At 44.2% G+C, this 26,632-nt stretch carries 22 protein-coding genes; 5 read left to right on the top strand and 17 right to left on the bottom strand.

Going from position 1 to position 26,632, the window contains the following annotated elements; genetic code table 11:
* Positions 1-119: 119 nt before the first annotated feature.
* The 4 genes from lspA to murJ form a co-directional block, all read right to left on the bottom strand.
* Positions 120-626: a signal peptidase II gene (lspA, locus tag R8N49_RS12210; RefSeq protein ID WP_005385948.1), complete on the bottom strand. Its 507-nt coding sequence runs from the start codon at positions 624-626 to the stop codon at positions 120-122.
* 73 nt (positions 627-699) lie between these two features.
* Positions 700-3,528, bottom strand: coding sequence for an isoleucine--tRNA ligase (gene ileS, locus R8N49_RS12205; RefSeq protein ID WP_017821497.1), 2,829 nt, complete (start codon positions 3,526-3,528; stop codon positions 700-702).
* Between the two features lie 64 nt (positions 3,529-3,592).
* Positions 3,593-4,528 carry a bifunctional riboflavin kinase/FAD synthetase gene (gene ribF / locus R8N49_RS12200; protein WP_005381933.1) on the bottom strand — a complete coding sequence of 312 codons (936 nt, stop codon included), beginning with the start codon at positions 4,526-4,528 and terminating at the stop codon, positions 3,593-3,595.
* A gap of 69 nt (positions 4,529-4,597) precedes the next feature.
* A complete protein-coding gene (gene murJ / locus R8N49_RS12195; protein WP_167415019.1) occupies positions 4,598-6,160 on the bottom strand; it encodes a murein biosynthesis integral membrane protein MurJ in 1,563 nt (520 codons plus the stop codon).
* A gap of 305 nt (positions 6,161-6,465) precedes the next feature.
* Here murJ and rpsT point away from each other — a divergent pair, with 305 nt between their 5' ends.
* On the top strand, positions 6,466-6,726 hold the full coding sequence (rpsT, locus tag R8N49_RS12190; RefSeq protein WP_005381938.1) for a 30S ribosomal protein S20: 261 nt from the start codon (positions 6,466-6,468) through the stop codon (positions 6,724-6,726).
* 304 nt (positions 6,727-7,030) lie between these two features.
* On the opposite strand, the gene R8N49_RS12185 is transcribed toward rpsT, so the two are convergent.
* Together R8N49_RS12185 and nhaR are read right to left on the bottom strand one after the other, a co-directional pair.
* Positions 7,031-7,339, bottom strand: coding sequence for an ArsR/SmtB family transcription factor (locus R8N49_RS12185; protein WP_005381940.1), 309 nt, complete (start codon positions 7,337-7,339; stop codon positions 7,031-7,033).
* A 288-nt stretch (positions 7,340-7,627) separates the two neighbouring features.
* Entirely contained in the window at positions 7,628-8,518 is an 891-nt protein-coding gene (gene nhaR / locus R8N49_RS12180; protein WP_005381942.1) for a transcriptional activator NhaR, read from the bottom strand.
* Positions 8,519-8,904: 386 nt separating this feature from the next.
* Between nhaR and R8N49_RS12175 the strand changes: the two genes are divergently transcribed.
* Complete coding sequence (locus tag R8N49_RS12175; protein WP_025768431.1) at positions 8,905-10,050, top strand: Na/Pi symporter; 1,146 nt, start codon at positions 8,905-8,907, stop codon at positions 10,048-10,050.
* Positions 10,051-10,197: 147 nt separating this feature from the next.
* Positions 10,198-11,340: a flavohemoglobin expression-modulating QEGLA motif protein gene (locus R8N49_RS12170; RefSeq protein ID WP_047102047.1), complete on the top strand. Its 1,143-nt coding sequence runs from the start codon at positions 10,198-10,200 to the stop codon at positions 11,338-11,340.
* Between the two features lie 70 nt (positions 11,341-11,410).
* Here the strand turns inward: R8N49_RS12170 and R8N49_RS12165 are convergent, their stop codons facing one another.
* From R8N49_RS12165 to rppH, 5 genes are all read right to left on the bottom strand, one after another.
* A complete protein-coding gene (locus R8N49_RS12165; protein WP_005381947.1) occupies positions 11,411-12,262 on the bottom strand; it encodes a thymidylate synthase in 852 nt (283 codons plus the stop codon).
* Positions 12,263-12,271: 9 nt separating this feature from the next.
* Complete coding sequence (lgt, locus tag R8N49_RS12160) at positions 12,272-13,093, bottom strand: prolipoprotein diacylglyceryl transferase (protein ID WP_005381948.1); 822 nt, start codon at positions 13,091-13,093, stop codon at positions 12,272-12,274.
* Between the two features lie 87 nt (positions 13,094-13,180).
* On the bottom strand, positions 13,181-13,972 hold the full coding sequence (locus tag R8N49_RS12155; RefSeq protein ID WP_005385965.1) for a sulfite exporter TauE/SafE family protein: 792 nt from the start codon (positions 13,970-13,972) through the stop codon (positions 13,181-13,183).
* A gap of 6 nt (positions 13,973-13,978) precedes the next feature.
* Positions 13,979-16,225, bottom strand: a complete 2,247-nt coding sequence (ptsP, locus tag R8N49_RS12150; protein WP_262635413.1) for a phosphoenolpyruvate--protein phosphotransferase — start codon at positions 16,223-16,225, stop codon at positions 13,979-13,981.
* Between the two features lie 2 nt (positions 16,226-16,227).
* Positions 16,228-16,749: an RNA pyrophosphohydrolase gene (gene rppH, locus R8N49_RS12145; protein ID WP_005381953.1), complete on the bottom strand. Its 522-nt coding sequence runs from the start codon at positions 16,747-16,749 to the stop codon at positions 16,228-16,230.
* 619 nt (positions 16,750-17,368) lie between these two features.
* On the opposite strand from rppH, the gene mutH reads away from it, so the two are divergent.
* Entirely contained in the window at positions 17,369-18,049 is a 681-nt protein-coding gene (mutH, locus tag R8N49_RS12140; protein WP_017821501.1) for a DNA mismatch repair endonuclease MutH, read from the top strand.
* 15 nt (positions 18,050-18,064) lie between these two features.
* On the opposite strand, the gene R8N49_RS12135 is transcribed toward mutH, so the two are convergent.
* Entirely contained in the window at positions 18,065-18,376 is a 312-nt protein-coding gene (locus R8N49_RS12135; protein WP_005381772.1) for a DUF6482 family protein, read from the bottom strand.
* A 154-nt stretch (positions 18,377-18,530) separates the two neighbouring features.
* Between R8N49_RS12135 and R8N49_RS12130 the strand changes: the two genes are divergently transcribed.
* Entirely contained in the window at positions 18,531-19,565 is a 1,035-nt protein-coding gene (locus tag R8N49_RS12130) for an NADP(H)-dependent aldo-keto reductase (protein ID WP_005381774.1), read from the top strand.
* A gap of 131 nt (positions 19,566-19,696) precedes the next feature.
* Here R8N49_RS12130 and R8N49_RS12125 read toward each other — a convergent pair whose 3' ends face one another.
* From R8N49_RS12125 to recJ, 5 genes are all read right to left on the bottom strand, one after another.
* Entirely contained in the window at positions 19,697-19,948 is a 252-nt protein-coding gene (locus tag R8N49_RS12125) for a hypothetical protein (protein WP_005381776.1), read from the bottom strand.
* Positions 19,949-20,475: 527 nt separating this feature from the next.
* Positions 20,476-21,810 carry a cyclic-di-GMP-binding transcriptional regulator VpsR gene (vpsR, locus tag R8N49_RS12120; protein ID WP_318189990.1) on the bottom strand — a complete coding sequence of 445 codons (1,335 nt, stop codon included), beginning with the start codon at positions 21,808-21,810 and terminating at the stop codon, positions 20,476-20,478.
* Positions 21,811-22,052: 242 nt separating this feature from the next.
* On the bottom strand, positions 22,053-23,570 hold the full coding sequence (gene lysS, locus R8N49_RS12115; RefSeq protein ID WP_005382861.1) for a lysine--tRNA ligase: 1,518 nt from the start codon (positions 23,568-23,570) through the stop codon (positions 22,053-22,055).
* Positions 23,571-23,604: 34 nt separating this feature from the next.
* Positions 23,605-24,703 (bottom strand): peptide chain release factor 2 gene (prfB, locus tag R8N49_RS12110; RefSeq protein WP_100068604.1). Its coding sequence is split into 2 segments (ribosomal slippage): positions 23,605-24,627 and positions 24,629-24,703, totalling 1,098 coding nucleotides; the frame shifts between segments, so codons are not numbered across the junction.
* A 173-nt stretch (positions 24,704-24,876) separates the two neighbouring features.
* Entirely contained in the window at positions 24,877-26,616 is a 1,740-nt protein-coding gene (gene recJ / locus R8N49_RS12105) for a single-stranded-DNA-specific exonuclease RecJ (RefSeq protein ID WP_258495167.1), read from the bottom strand.
* Positions 26,617-26,632 lie beyond the last annotated feature (16 nt).

Raw genomic sequence — 26,632 nt, 5'->3', positions numbered from 1 at the left:
ATTACGCTGTCAGCTTGGTCTTTTTATACATTGATATGCTGATTGGCGCTCCAACATAATAAAAAGCATCGCTCGAATCAACGGACGACGCTTAGGGTTATTCGATATACCGCAAAAGATTACTTGTCAGCGTCTTTTTTACGGAAGCCATCCAGAATAATCATTGCCGCACCAATACAGATCGCCATGTCAGCAAGGTTGAATGCTGGCCAGTGGTAGTTACCCCAGAAGAAGTCTAGGTAATCAACAACAAAGCCATGAACGACGCGGTCAAACACGTTGCCCACTGCACCACCAATAATCAGTGCATAAGCAATGTTGTTCCATTTTTCTTTTGCTGGAAGCTTGCTCATCCAGTAGGTCAAAAGACCCGTCACAACAAACGCGATACCTGTAAATAACCAGCGCTGCCAACCAGCTTGATCGCTCAAGAAGCTGAAAGCGGCACCGTAGTTATGAACGTAAAGTAGGTTGAAGAATGGCAGCACCTCAATTCGGTTTGCCCACCCGTAGCCCATGTTGTCCATCACCACCAATTTGATGCCAATATCTGCAATAAATACCAGAATTGCTAACCACAGCCAGCGAACTCCAGATTGCTTTAACGTCAGTGCTTTTTCACTCATTACTTTACCTACAAACAGCCCCAGTAAATACTGGGGCTGTTAATTTTAAAAAAAGTTCAGTCGTTCTAGGCAATTACGCGAATTTACGTACTTCACCTTCGCCGTCTACGTTAGACACACAACGACCACAGATCTTCTCGTGACCTTCGATTGTGCCTACGTCTGGCGTATGGTGCCAACAACGGTCACACTTCTCGCCTTCAGCTGCTGCTACTTCAACAAACAAGCCTTCGATATCTGTCGCTTGTGCTGCATCCGTCTTCTCACCTAGAGGCTTAACTTTCGCAGCAGATGTTAGTAGAACAAAGCGCAGTTCATCTTCAAGTTTGTTGATCTTCGCCGCTAGTGCGTCATCAGCAAATAGAGTCACTTCAGCTTGTAGTGCACCACCAATGGTTTTCTCTTTACGCGCATCTTCTAGAAGTTTGTTTACCGCACCACGAACCGCTTGGATCTCAGACCAGAATTCGTTGTTCAGCTCTTCACCTTCAGCAAGACCGAATAGACCGTCGAACCACTCACCAGTGAATACGAACTTGTCGCGTTGACCTGGCATTTCGTTCCAGATTTCATCTGCAGTGAACGACATGATTGGCGCCATCCAACGAACTAGCGCTTCTACGATGTAGTAAAGTGCAGTCTGACAGCTACGTTGAGCGTTGCCGCCACGTTTTGCTGTGTACTGACGGTCTTTAATTACGTCTAAGTAGAAAGAGCCCATTTCGATTGAACAGAATTGCATTAGACGCTGAGTTACACCGTGTGTGTTGTACTCTTCGTATGCTTTAACAATCTCTTCTTGTGCTGCTAGTGCACGACCAACTGCCCAGCGATCTAGCGCAACCATCTCTTCAACAGGAACGATGTCTGTTTCAGGGTTGAAGCCGCTCAGGTTAGCTAGGAAGAAACGCGCTGTGTTACGGATACGACGGTAAGCATCTGCGCTACGTTTTAGGATTTCATCAGAAACCGCAACTTCACCAGTGTAGTCTGTTGAAGCAACCCATAGACGAAGAATGTCAGCACCTAGCTTGTTAGTTACGTCTTTTGGCGCAACCACGTTACCGATAGATTTAGACATCTTACGCCCCTGACCATCAACCACGAAACCGTGTGTCAGTACTTGTTTGTAAGGCGCTTCGTCTTTCATCGCGATAGATGAAATTAGAGAAGACTGGAACCAACCACGGTGTTGGTCAGAACCTTCTAGGTATAGGTCAGCACTGTTGCCGTTGTACTCTTCACGAGCATCAACAACAGAGAAGTGAGTGACACCTGAATCGAACCATACGTCTAGCGTATCTAGCACTTTTTCGTATTGGTCAGCGTCAGCACCTAGTAGTTCAGCGGCATCTACATCCCACCATGCTTGAATGCCTTTCTCTTCAACCAGCTTCGCTACTTTCTCGATCAGCTCTAGCGTGTTTGGATGAAGTTCTGCTGTTTCTTTATGAACAAACAGAGCAATTGGCACACCCCAAGTACGTTGACGAGAGATACACCACTCAGGGCGACCTTCGATCATACCTTCGATGCGGCTTTGACCCCACTCAGGCATCCACTCTACATTCTTGATTGACTCTAATGCTTTAGCACGTAGGCCAGCTTGGTCCATAGAAACGAACCATTGAGGTGTAGCACGGAAGATGATTGGAGTCTTATGACGCCAACAGTGTGGGTAGCTGTGCTCGTAAGCGTGGTGGTGTAGTAGTGCACCTTTTTCTTTTAGTACTTCTACTACTGCATCGTTCGCTTTAAATACGTGCTGACCAGCAAATAGCTCTGTATCTGGTAGGTAAACACCGTTTGAGCCAACTGGGTTTGCTACTTCTAGGTTGTACTTGTTACCAACCGCGAAGTCTTCTTGACCGTGACCAGGAGCAGTGTGAACAACACCAGTACCTGAATCAGTCGTAACGTGATCACCAAGGATCGCCGGTACAGTGAAATCGTAGAATGGGTGTTGGAATTGAGAAAGCTCTAGGTCCGCACCTTTAGCAAAGCCAAGGTTGTGGAAGTGCTCGATACCCGCACGGTCCATTACGTCTTTCGCTAGCTCAGCAGCAACGATGATACGCTCAGCGTTGTCGCCTTCTGTTTGGATAAGCACGTACTCTAGATCATCACGTAGACATACCGCGCGGTTTGCTGGCAGTGTCCAAGGTGTTGTTGTCCAGATAACGATAGATACGTCACCGTGACCTTCATGACCTTCAGTCAGCTCAAATTTAGACAACAGTGCCGCTTCGTCAGCCGCTTTAAAACGAACGTCGATAGATGGCGATACTTTATCTTTGTATTCTACTTCCGCTTCAGCAAGAGCAGAACCACAGTCTGTACACCAGTGAACAGGTTTGAAACCTTTTAGAAGGTGACCATTGCTTGCAATCTTACCAAGAGCACGAATAATGTTCGCTTCAGTTGCGAAATCCATAGTGCGGTATGGCTTGTCCCACTCACCCATGATACCAAGGCGTTTGAAGCTCTCTTTCTGACCTTCAACCTGACCTGCTGCGTATTCACGACATTTCTCGCGGAATTCCGCTGCTGTCACTTTTTGGCCTGGCTTACCTACTTTCTTCTCTACCATTAATTCGATTGGTAGACCGTGGCAGTCCCAGCCTGGGATGTAAGGTGCGTCAAAACCTGAAAGTGTTTTGGATTTAATAATAATGTCTTTAAGAATCTTGTTTAGTGCGTGACCAATATGAATGTCACCATTTGCGTAAGGAGGGCCATCGTGCAATACGAATGACTTTTTGCCTTTCTTAGCTTTACGGATTTCACCGTAAAGATCTTCTTTGTACCAACGCTTAAGCATTTCTGGCTCACGATTGGCCAGGTTGCCGCGCATTGGAAACCCTGTTTCAGGTAAGTTCAGGGTATCTTTATACTCACTCATCGATTCTTAATTCCGTTATATTGGGCGAAAATTAGACATTATGTTGAACGGTGGAATAAACCGCTCAACGCTTAAGCTGACGCAGCCACACCCTTGCTGCTTCAGCATCCAATTCGATTTGTTGTTTAAGTGCTTCAAACGACTCAAACTTTTGCTCATCTCGAAGTTTATGCAAAAGTTCCACTTCTAGTTGCTTGCCATATAAATTGGCATGAAAGTCGAATAAGTGCACTTCTAACTGTTGGCGAACACCATTGACGGTTGGTCTTTGACCAATATTAGCAACACCACCAACTGGCTTATTTCCTAAGCCAAGCGCTTGAACAACATAGACTCCGGAAACCGGAGAAACACAGCGTTTCAAAGGAATATTTGCAGTAGGGAACCCAATGGTTCGACCTAGCTTTCTTCCGTGAGAAACACGACCGCTGATGCTGTAGTTTCTTCCCAGCATCTGTTGCGCGGAATGCAAATCGTCACGCGCCAGCGCTTGACGGATAGCCGTACTGCTGACACGTAATTGTTGTAAACAAAAGCTCTGGGTACTTACGACATCAAAGCCGTATTTTTCCCCTGCTTCCTGCAGCATTGCAAAGTTACCTGTACGGCCTTTGCCAAAGCAGAAATCATCACCAACGACAAGAAACTTAACACCCAAACGCTCGACCAACAAGTCACGGATAAACTCTTCCGCGGTTAAACTTGCAAAATGGCGATTGAAATTGACACACAGTAAGCGGTCAATATCGAGCTTACTCAATTGCACGAACTTATCGCGTAATCGCGTCAACCTTGCAGGTGCCTTGTCTTTGGCAAACAGCTCCATCGGCTGAGGTTCAAAGGTCATCACAACAGAAGGCAAGGATAGCCTGTCCGCTTGCTCAGACACTTGCTGCAATACTTGTTGATGGCCTTTATGGACACCATCGAAATTGCCAATAGTCAGCACACAACCATGATGTCGCGGGTTGATATTGTGAATGCCTCTAATCAGTTCCATTGGATACTGCTTTCTGCCTCTGTTTTACTTTACACTGTGTGAAACTGACGGATTATATACTAATCACCCTCAGTCTGTCCCAGCTTTTAGGTCTTTTAAACGCGCACCAGTTAAAAATAGAGCCACTAGGTAAACTACGGCTCCTAAACCGATCAACATCCCTAGCACCGCGCTTCGGTGAGCAAAGCTCCAGCCCAGCCATACTGACATATCTTCCAGTTGCCATAAGATTGCCGCCACCATCGCCGCGCCAGCAATAGCTAAACGTATAATAAAGAAGACGGTTCGCTTAGTGATTTGGTATACCTCTGCGATGTGCAGGCCACGATACAGCAGTGCCATATTCACAAATGCCGATAGTGCCGTCGCGATAGCCAAGCCAACGTAGCCATAGAAGTACGCAAAAATTGCATTAAATACCATGTTGGTCACCATCGCAATGATGCCGTATTTCACTGGCGTTTTAGTGTCTTGACGCGAGTAATAACCCGGAGCGAGCACTTTAATCAGCATAAAGTTCAACAAGCCTGAAGCGTAAGCAAAGAGTGACAATGATGCTTGATGTACGTCTTGTGGCGAAAACTCACCTCGCATGAATAACACCATCAACATAGGTTTTGCCAGTACCATCAAACCAAGCATTGCAGGAAGGCCAAGTAAGATCACCATGCGCACCCCCCAGTCCATGGTTTGTGCGAATCCTTCATTTTGTGCGTCAACATGTTTGCGTGATAATGCTGGTAAAATCACCGTTGCAATCGCAATACCAAACAGACCTAACGGGAATTCCAACAAGCGATCTGAATAGTACAACCAACTGATCGAACCGGTTTGCAGAAAGCTGGCAATAAAAGTATCAAACAACAAGTTGATTTGGCTTACCGACACACCGAACAAAGCAGGAATCATTAAGGTTCGGATCTTCACCACGCCCGGATCGCGCCAGCCCCATTTTGGCTTAACCATAACCCCCGCTTTAATAAGGAAAGGGATTTGAAATAAGAACTGAACCAAACCACCAAGGAAAACACCGATGGCAAGACCAATCTCTGGCTGTGACATCTGCGGCGAGATAAACCATGCTGCCAAAATGATCATTACGTTGAGGAAGACGGGAGTAAACGAAGAAACCGCAAACTTACCTAGTGTATTGAGAATGGCTCCCGATAGGGCAACAAAAGTGATGAACCATAAATAAGGAAAGGTAATCTTGAGCATCACGCTAGCAAGTTCGAACTTCTCAGCCGCGGGACCACCATGCATCCAGTCTAGGAACCAACCAAAACCAAACAGTGCAGTCACCACTCCGGAACCTAGAACACCTAAGATGGTAACAATTGAGACTATCACCCCTAATGTACCCGCCGCACGAGCAATGAGCTCCCGAGTTTTATCCATGTCGCCTTGAGCATGGCTTTCCGTTAAAACAGGTACAAACGCTTGGGAAAAAGCACCTTCAGCAAACAAACGTCGTAAAAAATTAGGAATTTTATTGGCGAAGAAAAAGACGTCTGCGCTTGCTCCTGCCCCCATTAAATTTGCCACTACAACATCACGAACTAGGCCAAGAACGCGGGAAATAAATGTCATAGCACTGACGATCATGCCAGACTTGAGTAGTCGTTTACTCACTGTAACCTCGGAATATCACCATAAGACAGCTAACCCTATACTGTTTCTCTGACAGGTGCTGTAAATAGACGTCAAAAATCTATCCGCGGGTTGTAAGGAATAAGTGTGCCTTTCGCGGATAATTATTAGCATTGGTATAAAAATGCTGTTAGAATCCCCGCCATCTTAACCGCGATAACCTCTCTTACCAAAATTTGTTTTGGCTTAGATCGGTTTTTGCACAAATCATTTGACATTTAAGCGCAAATGAGGGATATTCCTCGCCCTTAAATTGTCACAGAACTAAGTTTTTGGGAGTTAGACCCTTGGCAAATAGTAAATCTGCTAAGAAGCGCGCTATCCAAGCTGAGAAACGTCGTCAGCACAATGCTAGCCGTCGCTCAATGATGCGTACTTACATGAAGAAAACTGTTGCTGCTATCGAAGCAGGCGACAAAGAAGCTGCAACTGCTGCATTCGCTGTAGTTACACCTATCCTAGACCGCATGGCAACTAAAGGCCTTATTCACAAGAATAAAGCAGCTCGCCATAAGTCTCGTTTCGCTGCACAAATCAAAGCTCTTTAATAGAGTCCTGATTTTACAGTGAAGAAAAAACCGACCTTGTGTCGGTTTTTTTATATCTACAAAGTTTTCTTAATAAAAAAAGCTGGCAATGCCAGCTTTTCTTTTTCTGAATGTCCCATTTAAAGACATCAGCTTATTCATTACCCATATAACGCTCAAACTAGAAAGCACTAATAAAACACTTGAGAACAAAGCAAATTGGTCGATGAGTAGTACCCTATCATCAAAAGTTTAACGCCACTCTCAAATATTCCAACAAGTTAGATTCACACTCTAAGATGAGCAGTATATTAGGACTATTTAATTAATGTTGAGCACTCTCAGCACAATAAAGACTATGCAGTGTTTTTATTAACGCTTTCACTTCATCACTCTTTAATGTGTAGTACACCGTCTGTGCTTCTTTCCTTGTCGTGACTAACTCATCACGGCGAAGCCAAGCAAGATGCTGAGATAATGCCGACTGGCTTAGCTCTAACTTTGCACACAGCTCTCCCACGGACAGCTCTTGGTTATGCAGCATACAAAGGATTTGTAGGCGTCTCTCGTTTGCCATCGCTTTGAGCAACACGACGGCTTTTGCGGAGTTCTGCTCCATTTCTTGTAGATTCATGTGTTGGACCTCTAGCTACAACTTACTTATTCCAACCCTGGCCAGCTTGTTGTGTTGCACTGATTTATATATCTAAGAAAATCAAGATACACTTCCAGAGTCTTCATTATTAGAACCTCTAATTTAGTTGTTAGTGATACACCAATATTATCCACCAAGGATTTTAATTGGTGCGCCATCAATAATTAATAGTTTTGCTCACTAAAACAAGTATCTTGCTTACTTAGATATTATTTAGAATTATATTTTTATTGATAGTAATCTATTTATTTACGCAACGATACGGGTTTACTCAAACATTTGACTGAAATCAGCATCACAAACATTTTTTACCGCGGGGTGTTGGATCATTCGTTCCGCAAAAATCACGTAGTACTCTTCTTTTAGCCCATCGACATGGCCAATTAGCTGTAAATTTCGGTCGTCTTCAATCTCCGACATGTATACGGTCGGTGCCAAGAAAATCACATCATCGTGGTACCGAGCAAAAGCTTTCATCAACGCAACATCATCAAACTCCCCTAGCACATTGGGTTGAAGGCCTTGACGATCAAACCATTGAATAACTTTACGCCCCATAGCCGTTCGGCTCGCGGGAATCAGAAGTTTTTTTTGTTCCAAGATCTCAGGGAATCGCACATTTTCAATTTCAGAAGAAGCAAAAAAGCTCATGCTACTTTCACCCAACTTTTTGCTATAAAGGCCAGGACTTTGAGTAGAATCAACGGGACAATCCGAAAGGATCATATCTAGCTTGTGCTGAGAAAGGCGTTCAAGTAGCAGTTCGTGGGTCGATTCATAACAGCGTAAATGAATACTGTTATCTTCCGGGACGGTCGTCATCAGTACTTTACTGACCAAGCGTTTAGATAATGCATCGGCTACACCAACTTCAAATAGAATGTTCGAGTGCTGGCTGTAATTGACGATATCTAACATCTCATAGCTCAAACCGAACATCCGGTCGGCGTACTTAAACACAAGCTGACCTAACTCAGTGGGCTCAACTGTACGACCATTGCGCTTGGTTAACTTTCCTTTCATGCGCTCTTCAAGCGCTTTAATCTGTCCTGTCACGGTTTGCGGTGTCAGGAAGAGCGCGTCAGCCGCCTTAGTTACAGAGCCCTGTTTGCACACCATCCAGAAATAATAGAGATGGTTGTAGTTTAGATGTGACATGATCGAGTCCCGAAAAGAAAGTGATACTTTTTATACCAAATGTGACAGAGACAAACAATAAACTCGACAAAACCATACAATACCTTACAAAAGCATAAGTTTTACCGAAAGTATAAAGTCAATACTGTCATAAAAGTTGAACTGAGGCGCATTTTCTCTACAAAAAAAACGCAAAAACCAAACAAAACGAAACCAAAATTTAACCACTAAAATCAACAAGTTAAAAATTAATTTTCTTCTTCTTTTACGCCATTATCAAAAAGAACAATAAAAATCTCTCACAGCAAGAAATCTGTAATATTACTGAAATATTTGTTCTCTAACATCGCCCGCAGATTCAACTACAGACCGAAAAATGAACTGAAAGGTCAACGGAGAAAATTATGATGAACCAAGCTACTTCAACAGTGGCACCAATTTCGAGCACAGCTCGTTGGTTACGCTGGGCTAACTTGGCATTCATGTTATATCTGCTTCTTCTAGCAGTATCTATGGTTGGTAGTGGCTTTAAATGGGCAACTGGCGATCAAGCTAAGGTGCTATTTGAATTTGCCGCACACCCAGTTGCAGGTCTAATGATCGGCTTGGTGGCAACAGCCTTAATTCAGTCTTCAAGTACTGTAACGTCTATTATTGTAGGCTTGGTTGCAGGTGGCTTACCTGTAGAAACCGCTATCCCTATGGTGATGGGTGCTAACATTGGTACCACAGTGACCAATACGCTTGTATCTCTTGGCCACGTGCGCTGTAAAGAAGAGTTCAAACGTGCATTTGCAAGTGCAACCATTCACGACTTCTTCAACTTGCTTGCTGTCGCTATTTTCCTTCCGTTGGAAATGATGTTCGGCATTTTAGAGAAAGTTTCTCACTGGCTTGTTTCTCCACTGCTTGCTACTGGTGATATGAGCATTAAAGGCTTCAACTTTATTAAACCAATTACAAAGCCAGTCGTAGGCGCAATTAAAGAGCCACTTTCTACCTTCGGTGATACTGTTGGCGGCGTCATGCTTATTGCTTTGGGTATTGCGACTATCTTCGTTGCAATCACAGTGATGGGTAAATTAATGAAGAGCCTAATGGTTGGTCGCGCACGTGAAATTTTGAAAAACGCCATCGGTCGTGGTCCTATTCACGGCATCGTATCAGGCTCAATCGTGACCGTTCTAGTACAATCTTCCTCAACCACGACAAGTTTAATGGTTCCGTTGGTTGGTACTGGCGTGTTGAAAGTACGAGATATCTACCCTTTCACTCTGGGTGCTAACATTGGTACTTGTATTACGGCACTACTAGCAGCGACAGCGGTATCTGGAGAGTTCGCAGTATTCGCACTTCAAATCGCTCTAGTCCACTTAGTATTTAACATCATGGCGACGCTGTTTATCTTTGGAATTCCATTCCTACGTGAGATTCCGGTTAAAGGCGCTGAGATGATTTCTGAAATGGCTATTAAGAATAAAGCTGTTGTTGGTGGCTACCTAATGTCAGTATTCGTTATTCTACCAGGTGCGATTCTAGCCCTAACAACGTAACAACAACGACATACCATCGCTTATTGTTTAGGCTCCACATCGTGGAGCCTTTTTTATGATAATTAAACTGTTCAAATCGATTGTCCGGTGATAATTTGAGCCACATCAGCATGCTTATGCTGAGCTATCTCATTTGGAGTCGACAACATGACGCAGCTTAATGACGCTATTTCTGATCAGCTACTCGCAATAGACGAAAACCTAACCCAACTGGTTGCTGATATTGATATCCTCAGTAGCGTGAATCCTCTTAATTATGCTCAAGAAAGAGAACGTTTCATTAAAAACAAATATTCTCAAGAGCCTAATTTTCAATATTCAATTACTAACGTAGATACCCACAGCGCAAAGCGACGCCTATATGAGCTACCTCTAGAAAACATTCAAGACACCCAACTGCAGAGGCTATACGCGGATGTAATTCAGTCTTATGCAGATAAACTGGATCAAGTGAATACCATCGGCACGCAAGAGTTTCTTTATAACTCCTTACGCTATTATGGGGAACCGAGCGCCAAAGATATTGCCAACGCCCATTTCATATTGCACCTTCCTACAGAAGAAGAAAAAGAACCTCAGCACGATAGCCGTGCAATAGCACGTTTCATGCAAAATTTTGCTCAACGCAATGGGTATGAATGTGAAATACAGGTGTTGGACGGGATGTTAGCAAACGCACTAGTTTCAGGGTCTCGAGTCAAAATTAACCACGCGGCGTACATCACCACTGATGAGCTGGAGGCTCTTGCACATCATGAAATGGGAGTACATCTCCTGACTACGCTTAACGGTCGTCAACAACCGCTAAAAGTCCTGAGCTTAGGTTGTCCTGCCAATACCAACACTCAAGAAGGGCTGGCTATATTATGTGAGTATCTGTCAGGACATTTCAGTATCAAGCGCCTAAGAACCTTAGCCTTACGAGTTCTGGCAGTAGAGTCGATGATCAAGGATCGCGATTTCCGCCATACGTTCATGCTATTAAAAGAACAGTATAAAGCTTCTGATCTTCAAGCATTTACAACGACTGCCCGAGTCTATCGAGGTGGAGGTTTAACGAAGGATTACTTGTATCTTAGAGGATTCCGAGAGGTGCTCAATGCCTATGATAGATTGGGCGATGACTTTTCACTATTGTTGTGCGGGAAAACAGAGCTGAAGTACTTTGAGCTTATCCGTTCATTAGTGAGTAAAGAAATATTCACTCAACCTAAGTTTATTAGCCCGGCACTGTCCAAACCGATGCAGACCAACCCAATTCACCGTTATATTGTCAGTGCACTAAAATAATACCTTCTAAGTACAAAAAAGAAAAAAGCTCCATTCGGAGCTTTTTCTATATCTTGAAGAACGATACTCGTTACACTGAGAATGGGTAACGAATAGGATCGTGATGCTCGTACCCTTCAACCCAAAAGTCATCCAGTGTGACCCATGTTTCCAAATCTTCTAGAGATTTAATCTCTGGGTTGATATGGAACGTCGGCGCTTTTAATGGCTCACGCTTCAACTGAACATCGCGCATCAGTTCAAGCTGGTCTTCATAAATGTGAGCATTCACAATCTTATGAAATGCCTGACCAGGTTTCTTGCCCGTAATTTGCGCCATAATCGCCAAGAACACGTAAACTTGAACCATATTGAAGTTTAAGCCAAGCGGTACATCACACGAACGCTGAGTACTATTCAGGTAAAGCGTATCATCCAGCAATGAAAAATGGTGACTGTACATACAAGGACGCAAGCACCCCATGTGGAACTCACCCGGGTTGTAGAAGTTCAAGATTTCACCGCGGTCATCAACACCACGCGTTAAGTCATCCACTATCTTACGTAGCTGGTCAACATGACCACCATCAGGTTTCGCCCAGGCGCGCCCTTGAACCCCATAGACACGGCCCATGTCGTCTTCACCTTTACGGTATGGGTTATTCAACCAGGCATCATTTAGGTTGGCATTGGCATCCCAGGTTTTCGTGCCCAGCTTACGAAAATCTTCCGCATTATCGTAACCACGAATATACCCTAATAGCTCTGCAACGGCCGCTTTCCAAAAACTTTTACGTGTGGTGACCAACGGAAATTGATTGTTCGCAACATCGTAGGTTAAATCCGCGTTGATTACGGTCAGGCAGCGCTTGCCTGTACGCTCATTTTCAACCCAAACACCTTGGTCAACGATGCGTTGACACAAATCTAAATACTGTTTCACACCAATACCTTACTTCGTCTTTTGTGGTAATTCGTCTTTGTAATGACCACGTTTGTATGCCCAAACCATCATGAGGACACCGATAACCACCATTGGCAGGGATAAAATCTGTCCCATGGAAATAAAGCCACCGAATAAACCCAAATGAGCGTCTGGTTCGCGCACGTACTCAACTAAGAAGCGGAATGTACCATATCCAGCTAAAAATAGCCCTGAAACAGAACCTAGAGGACGAGGTTTCTTGATGAACCAATTCAAGATGAAGAAAAGTACGATACCTTCAAGCGCCATTTCATAAAGCTGTGATGGATGACGTGGCAGTGGACCGCCATTTGGGAAAACGATCGCCCAAGGCACATCCGTTACTCGGCCCCACAACTCGCTGTTCATGAAGTTACCTAAACGCCCCATACCCAAACCAAATGGCACAAGCGGCGCGATAAAGTCAGCAACACCGAAGAAAGTTCGCCCGTTTTTGTGTGCATACCAGAACATCGCAGTAATCACACCCAGTAAGCCCCCGTGGAAAGACATACCACCGGTCCACACTTTAAATAGATACAAAGGGTCAGCCAGGAAGAGCTCAAAATTGTAGAAAAGCACGTAGCCTACACGGCCACCAATCACCACGCCAAGGAAGCCTGCGAACAACAAATCAGAAACCTGCTCTCGTGTCCAACCACTTCCAGGCTTATCCGCACGTCGGTTCGCTAACCATAGAGCAAACATAAAGCCCACAAGGTACATCAAACCGTACCAACGAACCGAAACAGGACCAATAGAGATTAAAACCGGATCAATATTGGGAAATTCAATATATCCCTGAGACATAAATCATTCTCTTCTTATCACAACAAAATAAATATACCCAAGTAACCTCTAGATGCTTGGTTCAGCGAGAATGACTTGGGTACAAACTTAGAGCAGCATGGTCGCTGCAACAAACATTAAGAACACCGCGAATATCTTTTTTAATACCGCAGTTGGAAGGTTAGTTGCGAGCTTCGCACCCACTTTTGTTGTGAGCATCGAGGCCATAGCAATCGCTAATAAAGCGGGAAGATAAACATAGCCAATACTGTATGAAGGTAAGCCTTCCACTTTATAGCCATGTAAGATGAAGCCGATCATACCAGAAATAGCAATCACGCAACCACAAACGGAGGATGAGCCCACCGCTTTACGCATCTCTATCCCATGTTTATTTAAAAATGGTACCGACAGTGAGCCACCACCAATACCAGCAAGGCTTGATACGACACCAATTCCCGTGCCGTAAACTACAGTCACAGGGCTGCTCGGCATAGGTTTACTGCTCGTAACTTTAATGGAACGAAACATTTGTACTGACAGGCAAAGAACAATGACACCAAACACTTTCGGCAAATAGTGTGTAGGGATCCACTCAGCAATATTGGCACCAACAAAGCCACCAATGACCACACCAGGCATCAACCATTTTACGACAAACATATCGACATTGCCGAGCTTAAGGTGATTCATCGCCGATGAGCCAGACGTGACAATAATACTCGCTAACGAAGTGGCTAAGGCCATGTGCATACTCATTTCTGGAGAGATCCCAGCAAGAGGAAGCAAATACAACAAGGCAGGAACAACAATCAAACCACCACCGATACCGAGTAACCCCGCCATCACACCCACAAAAGCGCCTAGCGCCAACAATAACAAAAATAAAGAGACGGTCACGATTTCCTACTTTTTACCTGCACGGATAAAGCCCGCAAAGCCCTGTTGAATGAAGAAGTCATGCATCATTTGATGAATGTCCTCCCCATAGGACTTTGTCATTGCTTGCTCCGCTAATTTTTCTAATTCTTCTTGTTGGCTATGACGAATCAAATATTTCACCTTAGCCACATTGGAGGTGTTCATACTCAAACTGGTATACCCTAACCCAAGTAAGAGAAGAGCGCCAAATGGATCACCCGCTAGCTCACCACAAATACACACGGGCACCTGATATTTATCACACACCTCATGGATTTGCTTAAGCGCTAACAGTACCGCAGGATGCATAGATTCATAGACATCCGCTACGCGCGAATTGTTCCTATCTACCGCTAATAAATACTGAGTTAAATCGTTTGTCCCGACAGAAACAAAATCAACACGGTGAGCGATCGTTGGCAACAGATACACCATCGATGGTACTTCAATCATGACCCCAATTTGTGGGAATTGAATTCTATCATCAAGCAAAACGGCTTCGCTGTGAGCTTGATTAATCAAGCTAATGGCATCGTCTAGCTCTTTTACCCCTGACACCATTGGCAATAAGATACTTAAGTTTCCGCTTTCTGCACTCGCTCTTAACATTGCACGCAGCTGGATCAAGAAAATGTCTGGATGATCCAATGTAAAACGAATGCCACGCCAGCCTAGAAACGGATTATCTTCTTCGATGGGCAAATACGGCAAAGGTTTGTCACCACCAATATCCAAAGTACGCATCACTACTCGTTGATTCGGATAGCTGTTAAGTATTGCTTGGTATTGATGATACTGTTCATCTTCCGAAGGAAAGTGATGCTGAAGTAAAAATGCAATCTCAGTTCGGTACAACCCAACACCATCAACACCTGTGTTGATGGCAATATTACTGTCTGCACTGAGTCCCGCATTCAGCATAATTTCGATATGGTGATTATCTTGCGTAACCGCAGGGAGTGCGAGGTCCTTGTTTACCATGGCAAACAGTTCAGACTCTTCGCTTACTAAGCTGCGATACTCTCGCAACAACTGGCGGTTTGGCTCTAAGAAGATCTCACCCGTATAGCCGTCGACTATCCCGCGTTTGCCATTCACCACATCCGGATTAATGTTGGCGCCCATGACTGCAGGGACCCCAAGAGCTCGAGATAAAATGGCAGCGTGAGAGTTTGCGCCTCCCTCTAATGATACGACGGCTAACAAAAACTCTTTAGGTACAGAAGCGAGCAAGGTGGCAGTGAGTTCGTTCGCCACCAAAATAATGGGACGATCAATTGCAGAATTTTCTTGCTCACTGTTGTGCAGAAAATAGAGCAGCCTTTGCCCTAACTCTCGGATATCTTGCGCTCTTTCACGCATGTATACATCCGACATTCTTGCAAATCGATTCGAGTATGACTCTACAACTTGGCGTAACGCCCAGTCTGCCCTGTCTCCTTTTTCAATCTGCTTCTTCAAATCACCGCGAAGCATCGGATCATTCAGTAAGTGAGTAAACAGATCGAAGATCGCCAGCGCATCTTTGTTGATTTCACTGTCCAGTTTTTTCCGCATGCGGCGAAAGTCATTTAACGCTCGCTCTATGGCCACCAGTAGTGTCTCGTGCTCGCGTTCCTTATCTAACGTGGACGAAGGGAAAATATCCGATAAACTCGGCTGGGTATTGTCGAACCAAAACTCTCCAATCGCGACACCAGTAGACGCAGGCAAACCTTTTAATACCGTGGGTTTAGATGCTAACTGCCAATGCCCAAGATTCTGCGCATGTGCAATGAGCACCGCTAACTGAGCGGATAAGGTAACAAGAAACGATTCTTCCATTTCACTAAACAAGCGCGGCGTTTTTTGTTGGATCACCAACACACCTAAAACTTGTTTACGATGAATGATTGGAGTAGCTAAAAAAGAGTGGTAAATCTGTTCGCCGAGTTGAGGAAAGAATTTGAACTCGGGGTGTTTTGAGGCTTCGGCAAGGTTAAGGGGTTCAGCGCTTCGTTTTACCAACCCAACCAAGCCTTCATTGAAGTTGATATGAATACTATCACCTTCAAAAATAAGGCCTTGAGTTGCCATTAACTCAAGGCGCTGCATTTCTTCATTAGCAAGATAGATAGTACAGCACTCAGTACTAAGGGCAGCACAAGTCTCTTTCACCAATATATCGAGTGCCAGATGCACATCATCGACCCTGGAGACTTTCTCAACTATTTCCCTTAGCTGACTGAGCATGATTATCCTCTACGTTGCTTTTTTCTTTTCCCTTTCGCTTTTCTCTCTCGAAAAGGCATGGCTAAGGATGCAAATTCTTTCATCGCTCGTCGATAAACATCTCGCTTGAAAGAAACAACTTGCCTAACTGGATACCAGTAACTTACCCAGCGCCAACCATCAAATTCAGGGGATTTTCCGCGTTGCATATTAATGCGAGACTCATCGCATTCTAATCTCAGCAGAAACCATTTCTGTTTTTGGCCGATACAAACAGGCTTGGAGTCCCAACGCACCAATCGCTTTGGTAGCTTATATCTTAACCAATGACGACTTGTTGCAATGATCTTAACGTCTTTTTTCGTTAAACCGACTTCTTCGTATAACTCCCTGAACATGGCTTGTTCAGGGGTTTCACCTTCGTCAATCCCACCTTGTGGAAATTGCCATGAGTGTTGCCCGTATCGTTTAGCCCAGAAGACCTGACCATGGTTATTACATATCACAATACCAACATTAAGTCGGTAACCATCGCCATCTATCACTGGCTAACCTCTATGAATAAATTTTTTATTACCGTGATTTTTCCACATATCCCCATTACTAGCAAACTTACTGATGTGATATGAGCAAGATTTATTACCTTTTCAGCATTTTTGGATATCTTTTAATCAAACCATACCTTATCAACACAAGAGTGAGACATTGCCCACATTTATTCACCTTTTCTGTGAATAACTTTGTGAAGAATTCAATTCAAATGAGTAATTCAGTTCAATCCCATCAAATGAAAAACAAATGAATAAACAAAAAAATAAACATAAAGCATTGATAAAAAAGTATTTATTTTTAAAAACAACGATAATTCGATCTTCAATTTCTTGATGATCTTTTCACCAAACTCAGATCGGTCAAAGATCCACCAACAGGCTATTTATCCACACTTACCTGCTATTCGTTTAGATGATTACAACAAAATCAACCCCAAAAATGCATTTTAACCCCTGTTTATTCATACAGACCTCGTCAGGATCTTATCAATACCTCCTCCACCTGTGGATAAGTTATGAATTGATCGTTCTTACACCGCCTCGGTGAAATCTTAAACAGTAGATTTGGTCGGAGTTTGATAAACTATATTTTTTGTAATACCACCTTGTAACTATGAAACCAGAACCACAAACAGAAGCAGAGCTATTGGAACGAGCGCATGATATGGCAGGACTCAGTTTTGCTGAGTTGGCCGCCGAGGCGAATATGATTGTTCCTGAAAACTTAAAACGTGATAAAGGTTGGGTGGGTCAATTACTCGAATGGCACTTGGGCGCTCCAGCTGGCAGTAAACCTCAACAAGATTTCGCAAAACTAGGGATCGAGTTGAAAAGTATTCCGATCAGTTACTCTGGCAAACCTTTAGAAACAACCTTTGTTTCTGTGGCCCCCCTCACTGGTGTTCATGGTCTTACATGGGAAACAAGTCATGTTCGAAACAAGCTATCTCGTGTGCTTTGGGTACCCGTAGAAGGAGAACGAGAAATCCCACTCGCTGAAAGACGTGTGGGCAGTCCACTCATTTGGTCACCAGATGAAGAAGAAGAACGGATTTTGCGAAATGACTGGGAAGAGTTAATGGAGATGATCGTCTTGGGAAGATTTGATCAAATTTCCGCCAGACACGGAGAAGCGCTGCATCTTCGCCCTAAAGCCGCAAATGCAAAAGCGCTCACCGAAGCATATAACTCAAATGGTAAGCCGATGAAAACTCTGCCCCGAGGCTTTTACCTTAGAACACAGTTTACTGAACAGATCTTACTCAAGCACTACATTAACACTCAACCAGAATAAAACTATATCAGCTATTTAGTGCGTCACGAGCGATAACTCAATATCGCAGTACGAGGCTGCCTCTTCAGTGCCACATTCGTCATACGCATTACGCAGCCTTAAATACGCTTTATCGACCCCTAGCCTCAATAATTCTTCTTTTACTAAGTCTAGAGAGCCAAAATGTATCGGGTCTTCACCGTCTTTAATCGGCTCAAGTTGATGCTTGTACTCCACAGCTAAAAGATAGTCAGAGACATCAGAACACCCAATCACAAATACTTTGGGAGTTTTATAAGTATCTTTATGTGGACCATGTAGCCACATGTCCAATTGATGCTTCTGCATAACATACCTCCTTCACACGATTATTTAAGTGTAGTTAGGCTAACTGTAGCTTTCGAGTTTGCTCTCCCTTTATACGTAAATCATTTGCGATTGCGGCTAAAAATCCCCTATATTGGAGTCACTTATTTAGTCGGTAACTCTTCAAGGACGTGATATGCAATACACAAAACTACCGCACTCATCACTTGAGATCAGTAAAATCTGCCTCGGCACTATGACGTTTGGCGAGCAAAACACAGAAAAGGACGCCTTTGAACAGCTCGACTTTGCCCTCGATCATGGGGTGAACTTCATCGATACCGCAGAGATGTACCCTGTACCGCCAAACTCGGAAACACAAGGGCTCACCGAGCAATACATCGGTAATTGGTTAGCAAAAAGCGGCAAAAGAGAGAAAGTAGTACTGGCAACAAAAGTGGCAGGCCCTCGCAATGTTCCTCACATTAGAGACAACATGAGCCTTAATCGTCGCCACATCCATACAGCAATTGATGACAGCCTTAATCGTCTACAAACCGATTATGTCGATTTGTACCAACTACATTGGCCGCAGCGTCAAACCAACTGCTTTGGTCAACTCAACTACCCATACCCTGACAAACAAGAAGAAGTCACGTTAATTGAAACGTTGGAAGCGCTTACTGAATTAGTGAATGCAGGTAAAGTGCGCTATATCGGCGTATCCAACGAGACGCCGTGGGGTGTGATGTCGCTATTGCGTTTGGCAGAAAAACACGATTTGCCAAGAATTGTCTCCATTCAAAACCCATATAACTTATTGAACCGCAGCTTCGAAGTTGGCTTGTCTGAAATCAGCCATTACGAAGGCGTTCAGTTACTTGCCTACTCTCCTTTGGCATTTGGCTGCCTGAGTGGTAAATACCTAAACGGGGCAAAACCTGAAGGCGCTCGATGCACTAAGTGGGAGCGTTTTGCGCGCTACTTCACTCCGCAAGGTGTTAAAGCGACCGAAGCTTACGTCAATTTAGCTCAAGAGCATGGTCTAAACCCTGCACAAATGGCGCTCGCGTTTGTCAATCAGCGTCCATTTGTTGCTTCTAACATTATCGGAGCAACAAACCTAGACCAATTAAAAGCCAATATCGACAGTATTGATTTGCAACTTAGCGACGAACTACTTACTGAAATTCAAGCAATAGGTACAACTTACTCGAATCCTTGCCCTTAACAGTACCACCTTCAAACGAAAACAGCTGATCTTCAAGATCAGCTGTTTATCCAATGAAGTCATACTTCATATAAAAAGTTAAGCGTGTTGAATGACTCGTTAGCAACTCAGTCAGCCCAACACGCTAACGATTACGTCATTATTCGCGACGTTAAGACTCGACGAAGGTGACGAACTCGACGTTCAACTTTTACTGCATCCGGAACATTGGCACGTGTAGAACGACCATCGCGATCTAAACCAATATCTCTCAATAGATGAACATTCGTCCATGGAATATCATGAGCAGTTCGGCGTATGGTGCGCTGCCATTGCTTTTCTTCGCGTTTAAGGTCTGCTTTCAATAGCAAAGTGGCCAATTGTAGGTAAATAGAGTGACGCATAATATTTTCTCCGATTATCGATGTATTCGACTGGGAAAAATAGTGCGTAAAATGAACAGAAATATTCTGTTGATACTAAGCCGCTACTTTTCCGCAGCCTAGTAAACATAAATTAGGTTACGGATTAATTTTTATCTTGTGAGCCAGTGGTATTGGTATCATCCGATTTAAGGGTTATCGGAGCGATAGGCATACGATCAGCGCAAGCAGTGGTGTTAACAACGTAATGTTTCATCTTGCGCCTCCTAGCTAAAAATTAATCCGTTTATGAAAGGTATAACTCATTGAGTTACGGTTAAATTGTAAGCTTTGATGAATATATATCAAACATTTTTTGCCTTTTTGATTAAAAACAAATCAATACACCGCAATTTAGTTTCATATACTTTTATGTATAACATATTCACCTGAGGAATATATAAATTTGCGGATTTTATAAATCAAACCAAACAAAAATAAAAAGAGCGGCTCTGTGGCCACTCTCTTTTATTGTATTTATTCGCCTATTTAACACAGGGAAAGGCCAACTACATGGCTTGTTCGGAAATCAAGTTATGTTTATTAAGTAGTCGATACATGGTTGCACGCGAAACTCCGAGCTCTTTCGCCGCATTTGAAACTTGACCAGAATGAGATTCCAAAACAACCAGCAACGCATCACGTTCACTCTTCTCTCGGATTGATTTCAAGCTGCGCTTTGAGTCATTACGTTGAGGTAAATCTAAGTGATGATCTTCAATCATTACGCTGTCGGACATTAATACCGCTCGCTTCACTTGGTTCATCAGCTCACGCACATTTCCAGGCCAGAAATAACGTGTCAGTGCCTTGAAGGCATCCTCAGAAAAGCTTTTTGCTTGCGAGTTGTACTCTTTTGAGAACTCTTGTAAGTAGAAACGAGCCAGCAATGCGATGTCACTCGCACGTTCTTTCAAGCTAGGGACATTGATGCGCAGAACGTTGATGTAATGGTAAAGCTCTTCATTGAAGTCACCGTCAATCAAAGCTTTTTCAACATCCGACGAGTTAGCAGCAAGAATACGCACGTTAACCGCTTTTACGCCATCTTTGGTATAAATGGTGCCTTCTTGCAAGAATCTCAGCAGATTCATTTGCTGCTCTTTTGAAATGGTAAGAATGTCATTAAACAACACGGTGCCACCATCTGCTTGTTCAAGCAGGCATGCTTCCATATCTTCATCGGCGTTAATACCAAATACTTCAGCTTGGAAACGTTGTTCATTGAGTGCGCGACGGTTAATTGCCATAAACGGTTTATGAGAGCGTGAAGAGACTTTATGGATGGCCCTAGCAACCGCCTCTTTACCAGTCCCACTTTCCCCAGAAATCAGAATGCTGACGTCCGTTGGACCAATGCGCTTCACTTGATCGCGTAAACGTTTCATCGGGATAGATTCACCGATCAAACCCATATCTAAACTGCTACCAAAACTAGGCCAAACTTTTTTCTCCAATTTAAGCATGCCAAGCTGGTGACCTATTGTGCTTAATAACTGTGCATCTGGGATCGGCGCTGTGAAAAAATCGATACAAAAGTTAACAATGAACTGGCATATGGTGTCAGTGCCAAGCTGAGATTCACGAATAAACGCTAACCAACGTACGTGTTTGTGAGAGCTGACTAAGTTCGCCAAACCATTCAAGCTGAACTCGTCATGGCTGAGATCAACAATACCGATACATGGACCAATATCTTCTAACAGCGTATTAGCTTTGCGTAAGTCACCTACTTGATGACACTTCCAGCCCACTTGCTCCAGTACCGATAACCAAGGCTCATAAGTACCGCCAACTACCACAAGCGATCCCGGGATGGAATCCATCTTAAACTGCCCAGCCATTCTCTAACCCTTTTTCATTGTTAATAGAAATTTTGTGCCACAAACTTATCTTTGCGAGCGGGTAACATTATCGAGACTCCGCCCCCTCACGTCTGTCTCAGTATTAAGACTATGCAATAGATTGAGATTTGGCGAATGTTTATTTGCATATCCCATTAAAAGGCAAGTGCAACAACTTGAATTACCTTAACTAAAAGGCAAAAAAAACCACCCGAAGGTGGTTTTTTACTCATCCTATCGAATTACGCTTGCGGGCGCATTGCAGGGAATAGGATCACGTCACGGATAGTGTGCGTGTTAGTCAGTAGCATAACCAAACGGTCGATACCGATACCTTGGCCTGCTGTTGGCGGTAGGCCGTGCTCTAGAGCAGTGATGTAGTCTGCATCGTAGAACATTGCTTCGTCGTCACCAGACTCTTTCGCTTCAACCTGTGCTTTAAAGCGTGCATCTTGGTCTTCAGCATCGTTAAGCTCTGAGAAACCGTTCGCTACTTCACGGCCACCGATAAAGAACTCAAAGCGGTCTGTAAAGAACGGGTTGTCATCGCTACGACGAGCTAGTGGAGAGATATCTGCTGGGTAGCCAGTGATGAACGTAGGCTGCATTAGCTTAGGTTCTGCTGTTTCACCAAAGATCTCTTCAAGAAGCTGACCACATGTCCAGAAAGGTTCTACTTCAACGTGAACAGATTTCGCGATAGAAACCATTAGATCACGGTTTTGTAGGTCTTCTTCTGTTAGCGCTTGGATTTGCGCGTGGTCTGGGTTGTAGTGCTTGATTGCTTCGAACATGCTCATACGAGTGTAAGTACCACCAAACTCAACCGTTTCATCACCGTAAGGCATTGACGTTGAACCTAGAACTTCTTGCGCCACTGAGCTTAGTAGTTCTTCAGTTAGGTCCATCAGATCTTTGTAGTCTGCGTACGCCATGTAGAATTCCATCATTGTGAATTCTGGGTTGTGGCGTGGAGAAAGGCCTTCGTTACGGAAGTTACGGTTGATTTCGAATACGCGATCAAAACCACCAACAACTAGACGCTTCAGGTATAGCTCTGGCGCGATACGTAGGTACATTGGCATGTCTAGTGCGTTGTGGTGCGTGATGAATGGACGCGCACTCGCACCGCCAGGGATAACGTGCATCATTGGCGTTTCAACTTCCATGAACTGCTTAGAGATCATGAAGTTGCGGATTGCAGACATTACTTTAGAACGTACTACGAACGCTTGACGAGAGTCTTCGTTAACGATCAGATCAACGTAACGTTGGCGGTAACGCATCTCTTGGTCAGTTAGACCGTGGAACTTTTCTGGAAGTGGACGTAGTGCTTTGGTTAGCAACTCGTACTCTTCCATGTTCACGTATAGGTCACCTTTACCAGACTTATGAAGTGCACCTTTAACACCGATGATGTCACCGATATCTAGACCTTGGTATTTTTCTTTAAGTACTTTTTGAACCGCTTTGTCAGCGTAAGCTTGGATACGGCCAGAAGTTTCTTGAATTACCAAGAATGGACCACGTTTAGCCATGATACGGCCAGCGATTGCTACTACGTGGTTAAGCTCTTCTAGCTCTTCCTTCGTCTTTTCACCGAACTCTTTCTGAAGGTCGCCCGCTAGTGCGTCACGACGGAAGTCGTTTGGATGGCCGTTCGCTTTGCAGCTCTTTCGGATTGCATCCAGTTTAGCGCGGCGTTCAGCAATCAGCTTATTTTCTTCTAGTACAGTTTCGTTTTGAACAGCATCAGTCATTTTCGATGTATCCTGTTTTTGTCGGTGAAAAGCTTTATAGACCTGATTTCAGGCTAGCTTCAATAAATTTGTCCAGATCGCCATCAAGAACCGCTTGAGTATTACGGTTTTCAATGCCCGTACGGAGGTCCTTAATACGTGAGTCATCCAATACGTAAGAACGGATCTGGCTACCCCAGCCAATGTCAGACTTAGCGTCTTCATTAGCTTGTTTTTCCGCATTTTGCTTTTGCAATTCAAGCTCAAACAGCTTCGCTCGAAGCTGTTTCATTGCCTGATCTTTGTTCTTATGTTGAGAACGGTCATTCTGACACTGAACCACTGTGTTCGTAGGTACGTGCGTAATACGTACCGCAGATTCTGTGGTGTTTACGTGCTGACCACCTGCGCCTGACGCACGGTAAACGTCAATACGTAGGTCGGAAGGATTAATGTCGATGTCGATGTTTTCATCAATCTCTGGATAGATGAACGCAGAAGCAAATGACGTATGGCGACGACCGCCTGAATCAAACGGAGATTTACGAACAAGACGATGAACGCCCGTTTCAGTACGTAACCAACCGTACGCATATTCACCAGAGATGCGAACTGTTGCCGACTTAAGACCCGCGACTTCACCTTCAGAGACTTCAATCACTTCAGCTTTGAAGCCCTTCGCTTCTGCCCAACGTAGGTACATACGCAGCAGCATGTTAGTCCAGTCTTGTGCTTCTGTACCACCAGAGCCAGCTTGCAAATCGATGTAACAATCAGAGCTATCGTGGTCGCCAGAAAACATACGACGGAATTCAAGCTTTTCTAGCTTCTCTTCCAACTCAGCAAGTTCTGGTTCAATTTCGTCAAATGTTTCTTGATCTTCTTCTTCTACAGCCAACTCAAGAAGACCTTCTACATCTTCCACACCTTGCTCTAGTTGATCAATGGTTTCAACAACCGCTTCTAGTGATGCACGCTCTTTACCCAGTGCTTGCGCACGCTCAGGTTCGTTCCATACATCTGGTTGTTCAAGTTCTGCGTTGACTTCTTCTAGACGCTCTTTCTTCGCGTCATAGTCAAAGATACCCCCTCAGGACATTTGTGCGCTGAGACACGTCCTGCAGACGGTTTTTAATTGGATTGATTTCAAACATGTTTACTCAACATTTTAGAATAGAATTTAACCGAGAAATTCTACTGAAAAATGTGACCGAGATACAGGAAAATTTCGGATGAGAAATCAGATTGCGGTGAGAGAGAGCACGGTCATAAAATTTCACGTCCACTTAGGGGCAACCGTACTCTATAAGAAAGGTTAATCTAGGTATTACTTAGCTTCGATATGGTCGATCATCAATTGCAATGATTGATTACCACGAAATTCATTCACATCCAGCTTATACGCGAGACGTACTGTTTTAACCGATGCATCTGGCCATCGACGTAGATCAACATTGAATGCAATACCGTCGATCATCACATTGGTAGGGTGACCTTTATAAAGCGGCTCTAACATCAATTTAAGATGCTTCTCACCCACCAGCTTTTGATGCAGTACTTTAAACTCACCATCAAAGATTGGCTCTGGGAAAGCTTGTCCAAAAGGACCACCCGATCGCAGCTGTTCAGCAACATGCATAGAGAACTCTTCCGGCTTAAGTTCACCATCGGACATGATCACGCCTTTTAGCGCCGCTTCATCGAGTTCCTTTTTTACCACTTCATCAAACAAACGACTGAAACGCTCAAAATCCTGCTCTTTAATCGTTAAGCCTGCTGCCATAGCGTGTCCACCAAACTTGATGATCAAACCCGGGTTTTGTGTGTCGATGAAATCCAACGCATCGCGCATGTGTAGCCCCGGAATAGAACGACACGAGCCTTTAATCATCCCTTCTCCGCCATCAGCAAATGCAATGACTGGACGGTGAAACTTCTCTTTAATGCGCGAAGCCAAAATACCAATCACACCTTGGTGCCAATCACGTTGGAATAAGGCTAAGCCATAAGGAAGCTCATTGCCTTCACCAAACTGAAGGCGCTCACAGAAAGCCATCGCTTCTTGCTTCATGCCTTCTTCAATCTCTTTACGAGTTTGGTTCAAGCCATCCAATTCACTTGCCATGCGACGAGCAGCGTGGATGTTGTTACACATCAATAGTTCAACACCGAAAGACATGTCATCAAGACGACCTGCAGCGTTAATACGTGGACCTAAAGCAAAGCCAAAATCGGACGCAACTAAACGACGCGCATCGCGCTTCGCGACCTCAATTAATGCCTGGATGCCGGGACGCGCTTTGCCCGCACGAATACGTTGCAAGCCTTGGTGTACAAGAATGCGGTTGTTTTCATCCAATGGAACGACGTCGGCGACGGTACCCAGTGCAACAAGGTCAATCAATTCCATCAACTTGGGCTCTTGCATCCCCTGTTCTGCAAACCAATTGTGTTTTCGCATATGAACGCATAGTGCCATCATGAGATAAAACGCGACCCCTACACCCGCAAGCGCTTTAGATGGAAAGCTACAGCTCTCAAGGTTTGGGTTCACCATTGCATCCACATCAGGCAACACTTGTCCTGGTAAGTGGTGATCGGTAACGAGCACGGTAATGCCATTTTCTTTTGCGTAACGCACACCTTCGATTGATGAGACGCCGTTATCCACCGTCATGATCATCTCAGCGCCAAGCTCTAAGGCTTGGTCAACGACTTCTGGGCTTAACCCATAACCGTCTTCAAAACGATTTGGCACTAGGTAATCCACATTGTGACTACCAAGCATGCGCAGCGCGAGTACTGATAATGCTGAGCTTGTCGCGCCATCAGCGTCAAAATCACCGACAACGATGATGCGTTTTTGTTCTTTTATCCCCTGAAACAAAAGATCGACAGCTTGCTCAATCCCCCCGAGTTTTTGATATGAATGCAACCCACGGGCCGACGTTTCTAATTGTGAAAGATCCGTTATCCCACGGTTGATGTAGATACGTTTAAGAATCGGAGGAATGGAATCAGGAAGAAGGGAAAGATCAGGTTCAGGACGTCGTTGAATTTCTATCATGCTTAAAAGAGCCGAC

This window comes from Vibrio sp. 1978 (assembly GCF_033344345.1).
Note: the sequence above shows the minus strand (reverse complement) of the source record. Positions and strands in the feature narration are given on the sequence as shown.

Bases quoted from the DNA above. Each gene is read 5' to 3' on its own strand.
- lspA (WP_005385948.1), bottom strand. From the start codon at position 626: ATGAGTGAAAAAGCACTGACGTTAAAGCAATCTGGAGTTCGCTGGCTG.
- ileS (WP_017821497.1), bottom strand. From the start codon at position 3,528: ATGAGTGAGTATAAAGATACCCTGAACTTACCTGAAACAGGGTTTCCA.
- ribF (WP_005381933.1), bottom strand. From the start codon at position 4,528: ATGGAACTGATTAGAGGCATTCACAATATCAACCCGCGACATCATGGT.
- R8N49_RS12185 (WP_005381940.1), bottom strand. From the start codon at position 7,339: ATGAATCTACAAGAAATGGAGCAGAACTCCGCAAAAGCCGTCGTGTTG.
- nhaR (WP_005381942.1), bottom strand. From the start codon at position 8,518: ATGTCACATCTAAACTACAACCATCTCTATTATTTCTGGATGGTGTGC.
- R8N49_RS12175 (WP_025768431.1), top strand. From the start codon at position 8,905: ATGAACCAAGCTACTTCAACAGTGGCACCAATTTCGAGCACAGCTCGT.
- R8N49_RS12170 (WP_047102047.1), top strand. From the start codon at position 10,198: ATGACGCAGCTTAATGACGCTATTTCTGATCAGCTACTCGCAATAGAC.
- lgt (WP_005381948.1), bottom strand. From the start codon at position 13,093: ATGTCTCAGGGATATATTGAATTTCCCAATATTGATCCGGTTTTAATC.
- ptsP (WP_262635413.1), bottom strand. From the start codon at position 16,225: ATGCTCAGTCAGCTAAGGGAAATAGTTGAGAAAGTCTCCAGGGTCGAT.
- mutH (WP_017821501.1), top strand. From the start codon at position 17,369: ATGAAACCAGAACCACAAACAGAAGCAGAGCTATTGGAACGAGCGCAT.
- R8N49_RS12135 (WP_005381772.1), bottom strand. From the start codon at position 18,376: ATGCAGAAGCATCAATTGGACATGTGGCTACATGGTCCACATAAAGAT.
- R8N49_RS12130 (WP_005381774.1), top strand. From the start codon at position 18,531: ATGCAATACACAAAACTACCGCACTCATCACTTGAGATCAGTAAAATC.
- R8N49_RS12125 (WP_005381776.1), bottom strand. From the start codon at position 19,948: ATGCGTCACTCTATTTACCTACAATTGGCCACTTTGCTATTGAAAGCA.
- vpsR (WP_318189990.1), bottom strand. From the start codon at position 21,810: ATGGCTGGGCAGTTTAAGATGGATTCCATCCCGGGATCGCTTGTGGTA.
- lysS (WP_005382861.1), bottom strand. From the start codon at position 23,570: ATGACTGATGCTGTTCAAAACGAAACTGTACTAGAAGAAAATAAGCTG.
- recJ (WP_258495167.1), bottom strand. From the start codon at position 26,616: ATGATAGAAATTCAACGACGTCCTGAACCTGATCTTTCCCTTCTTCCT.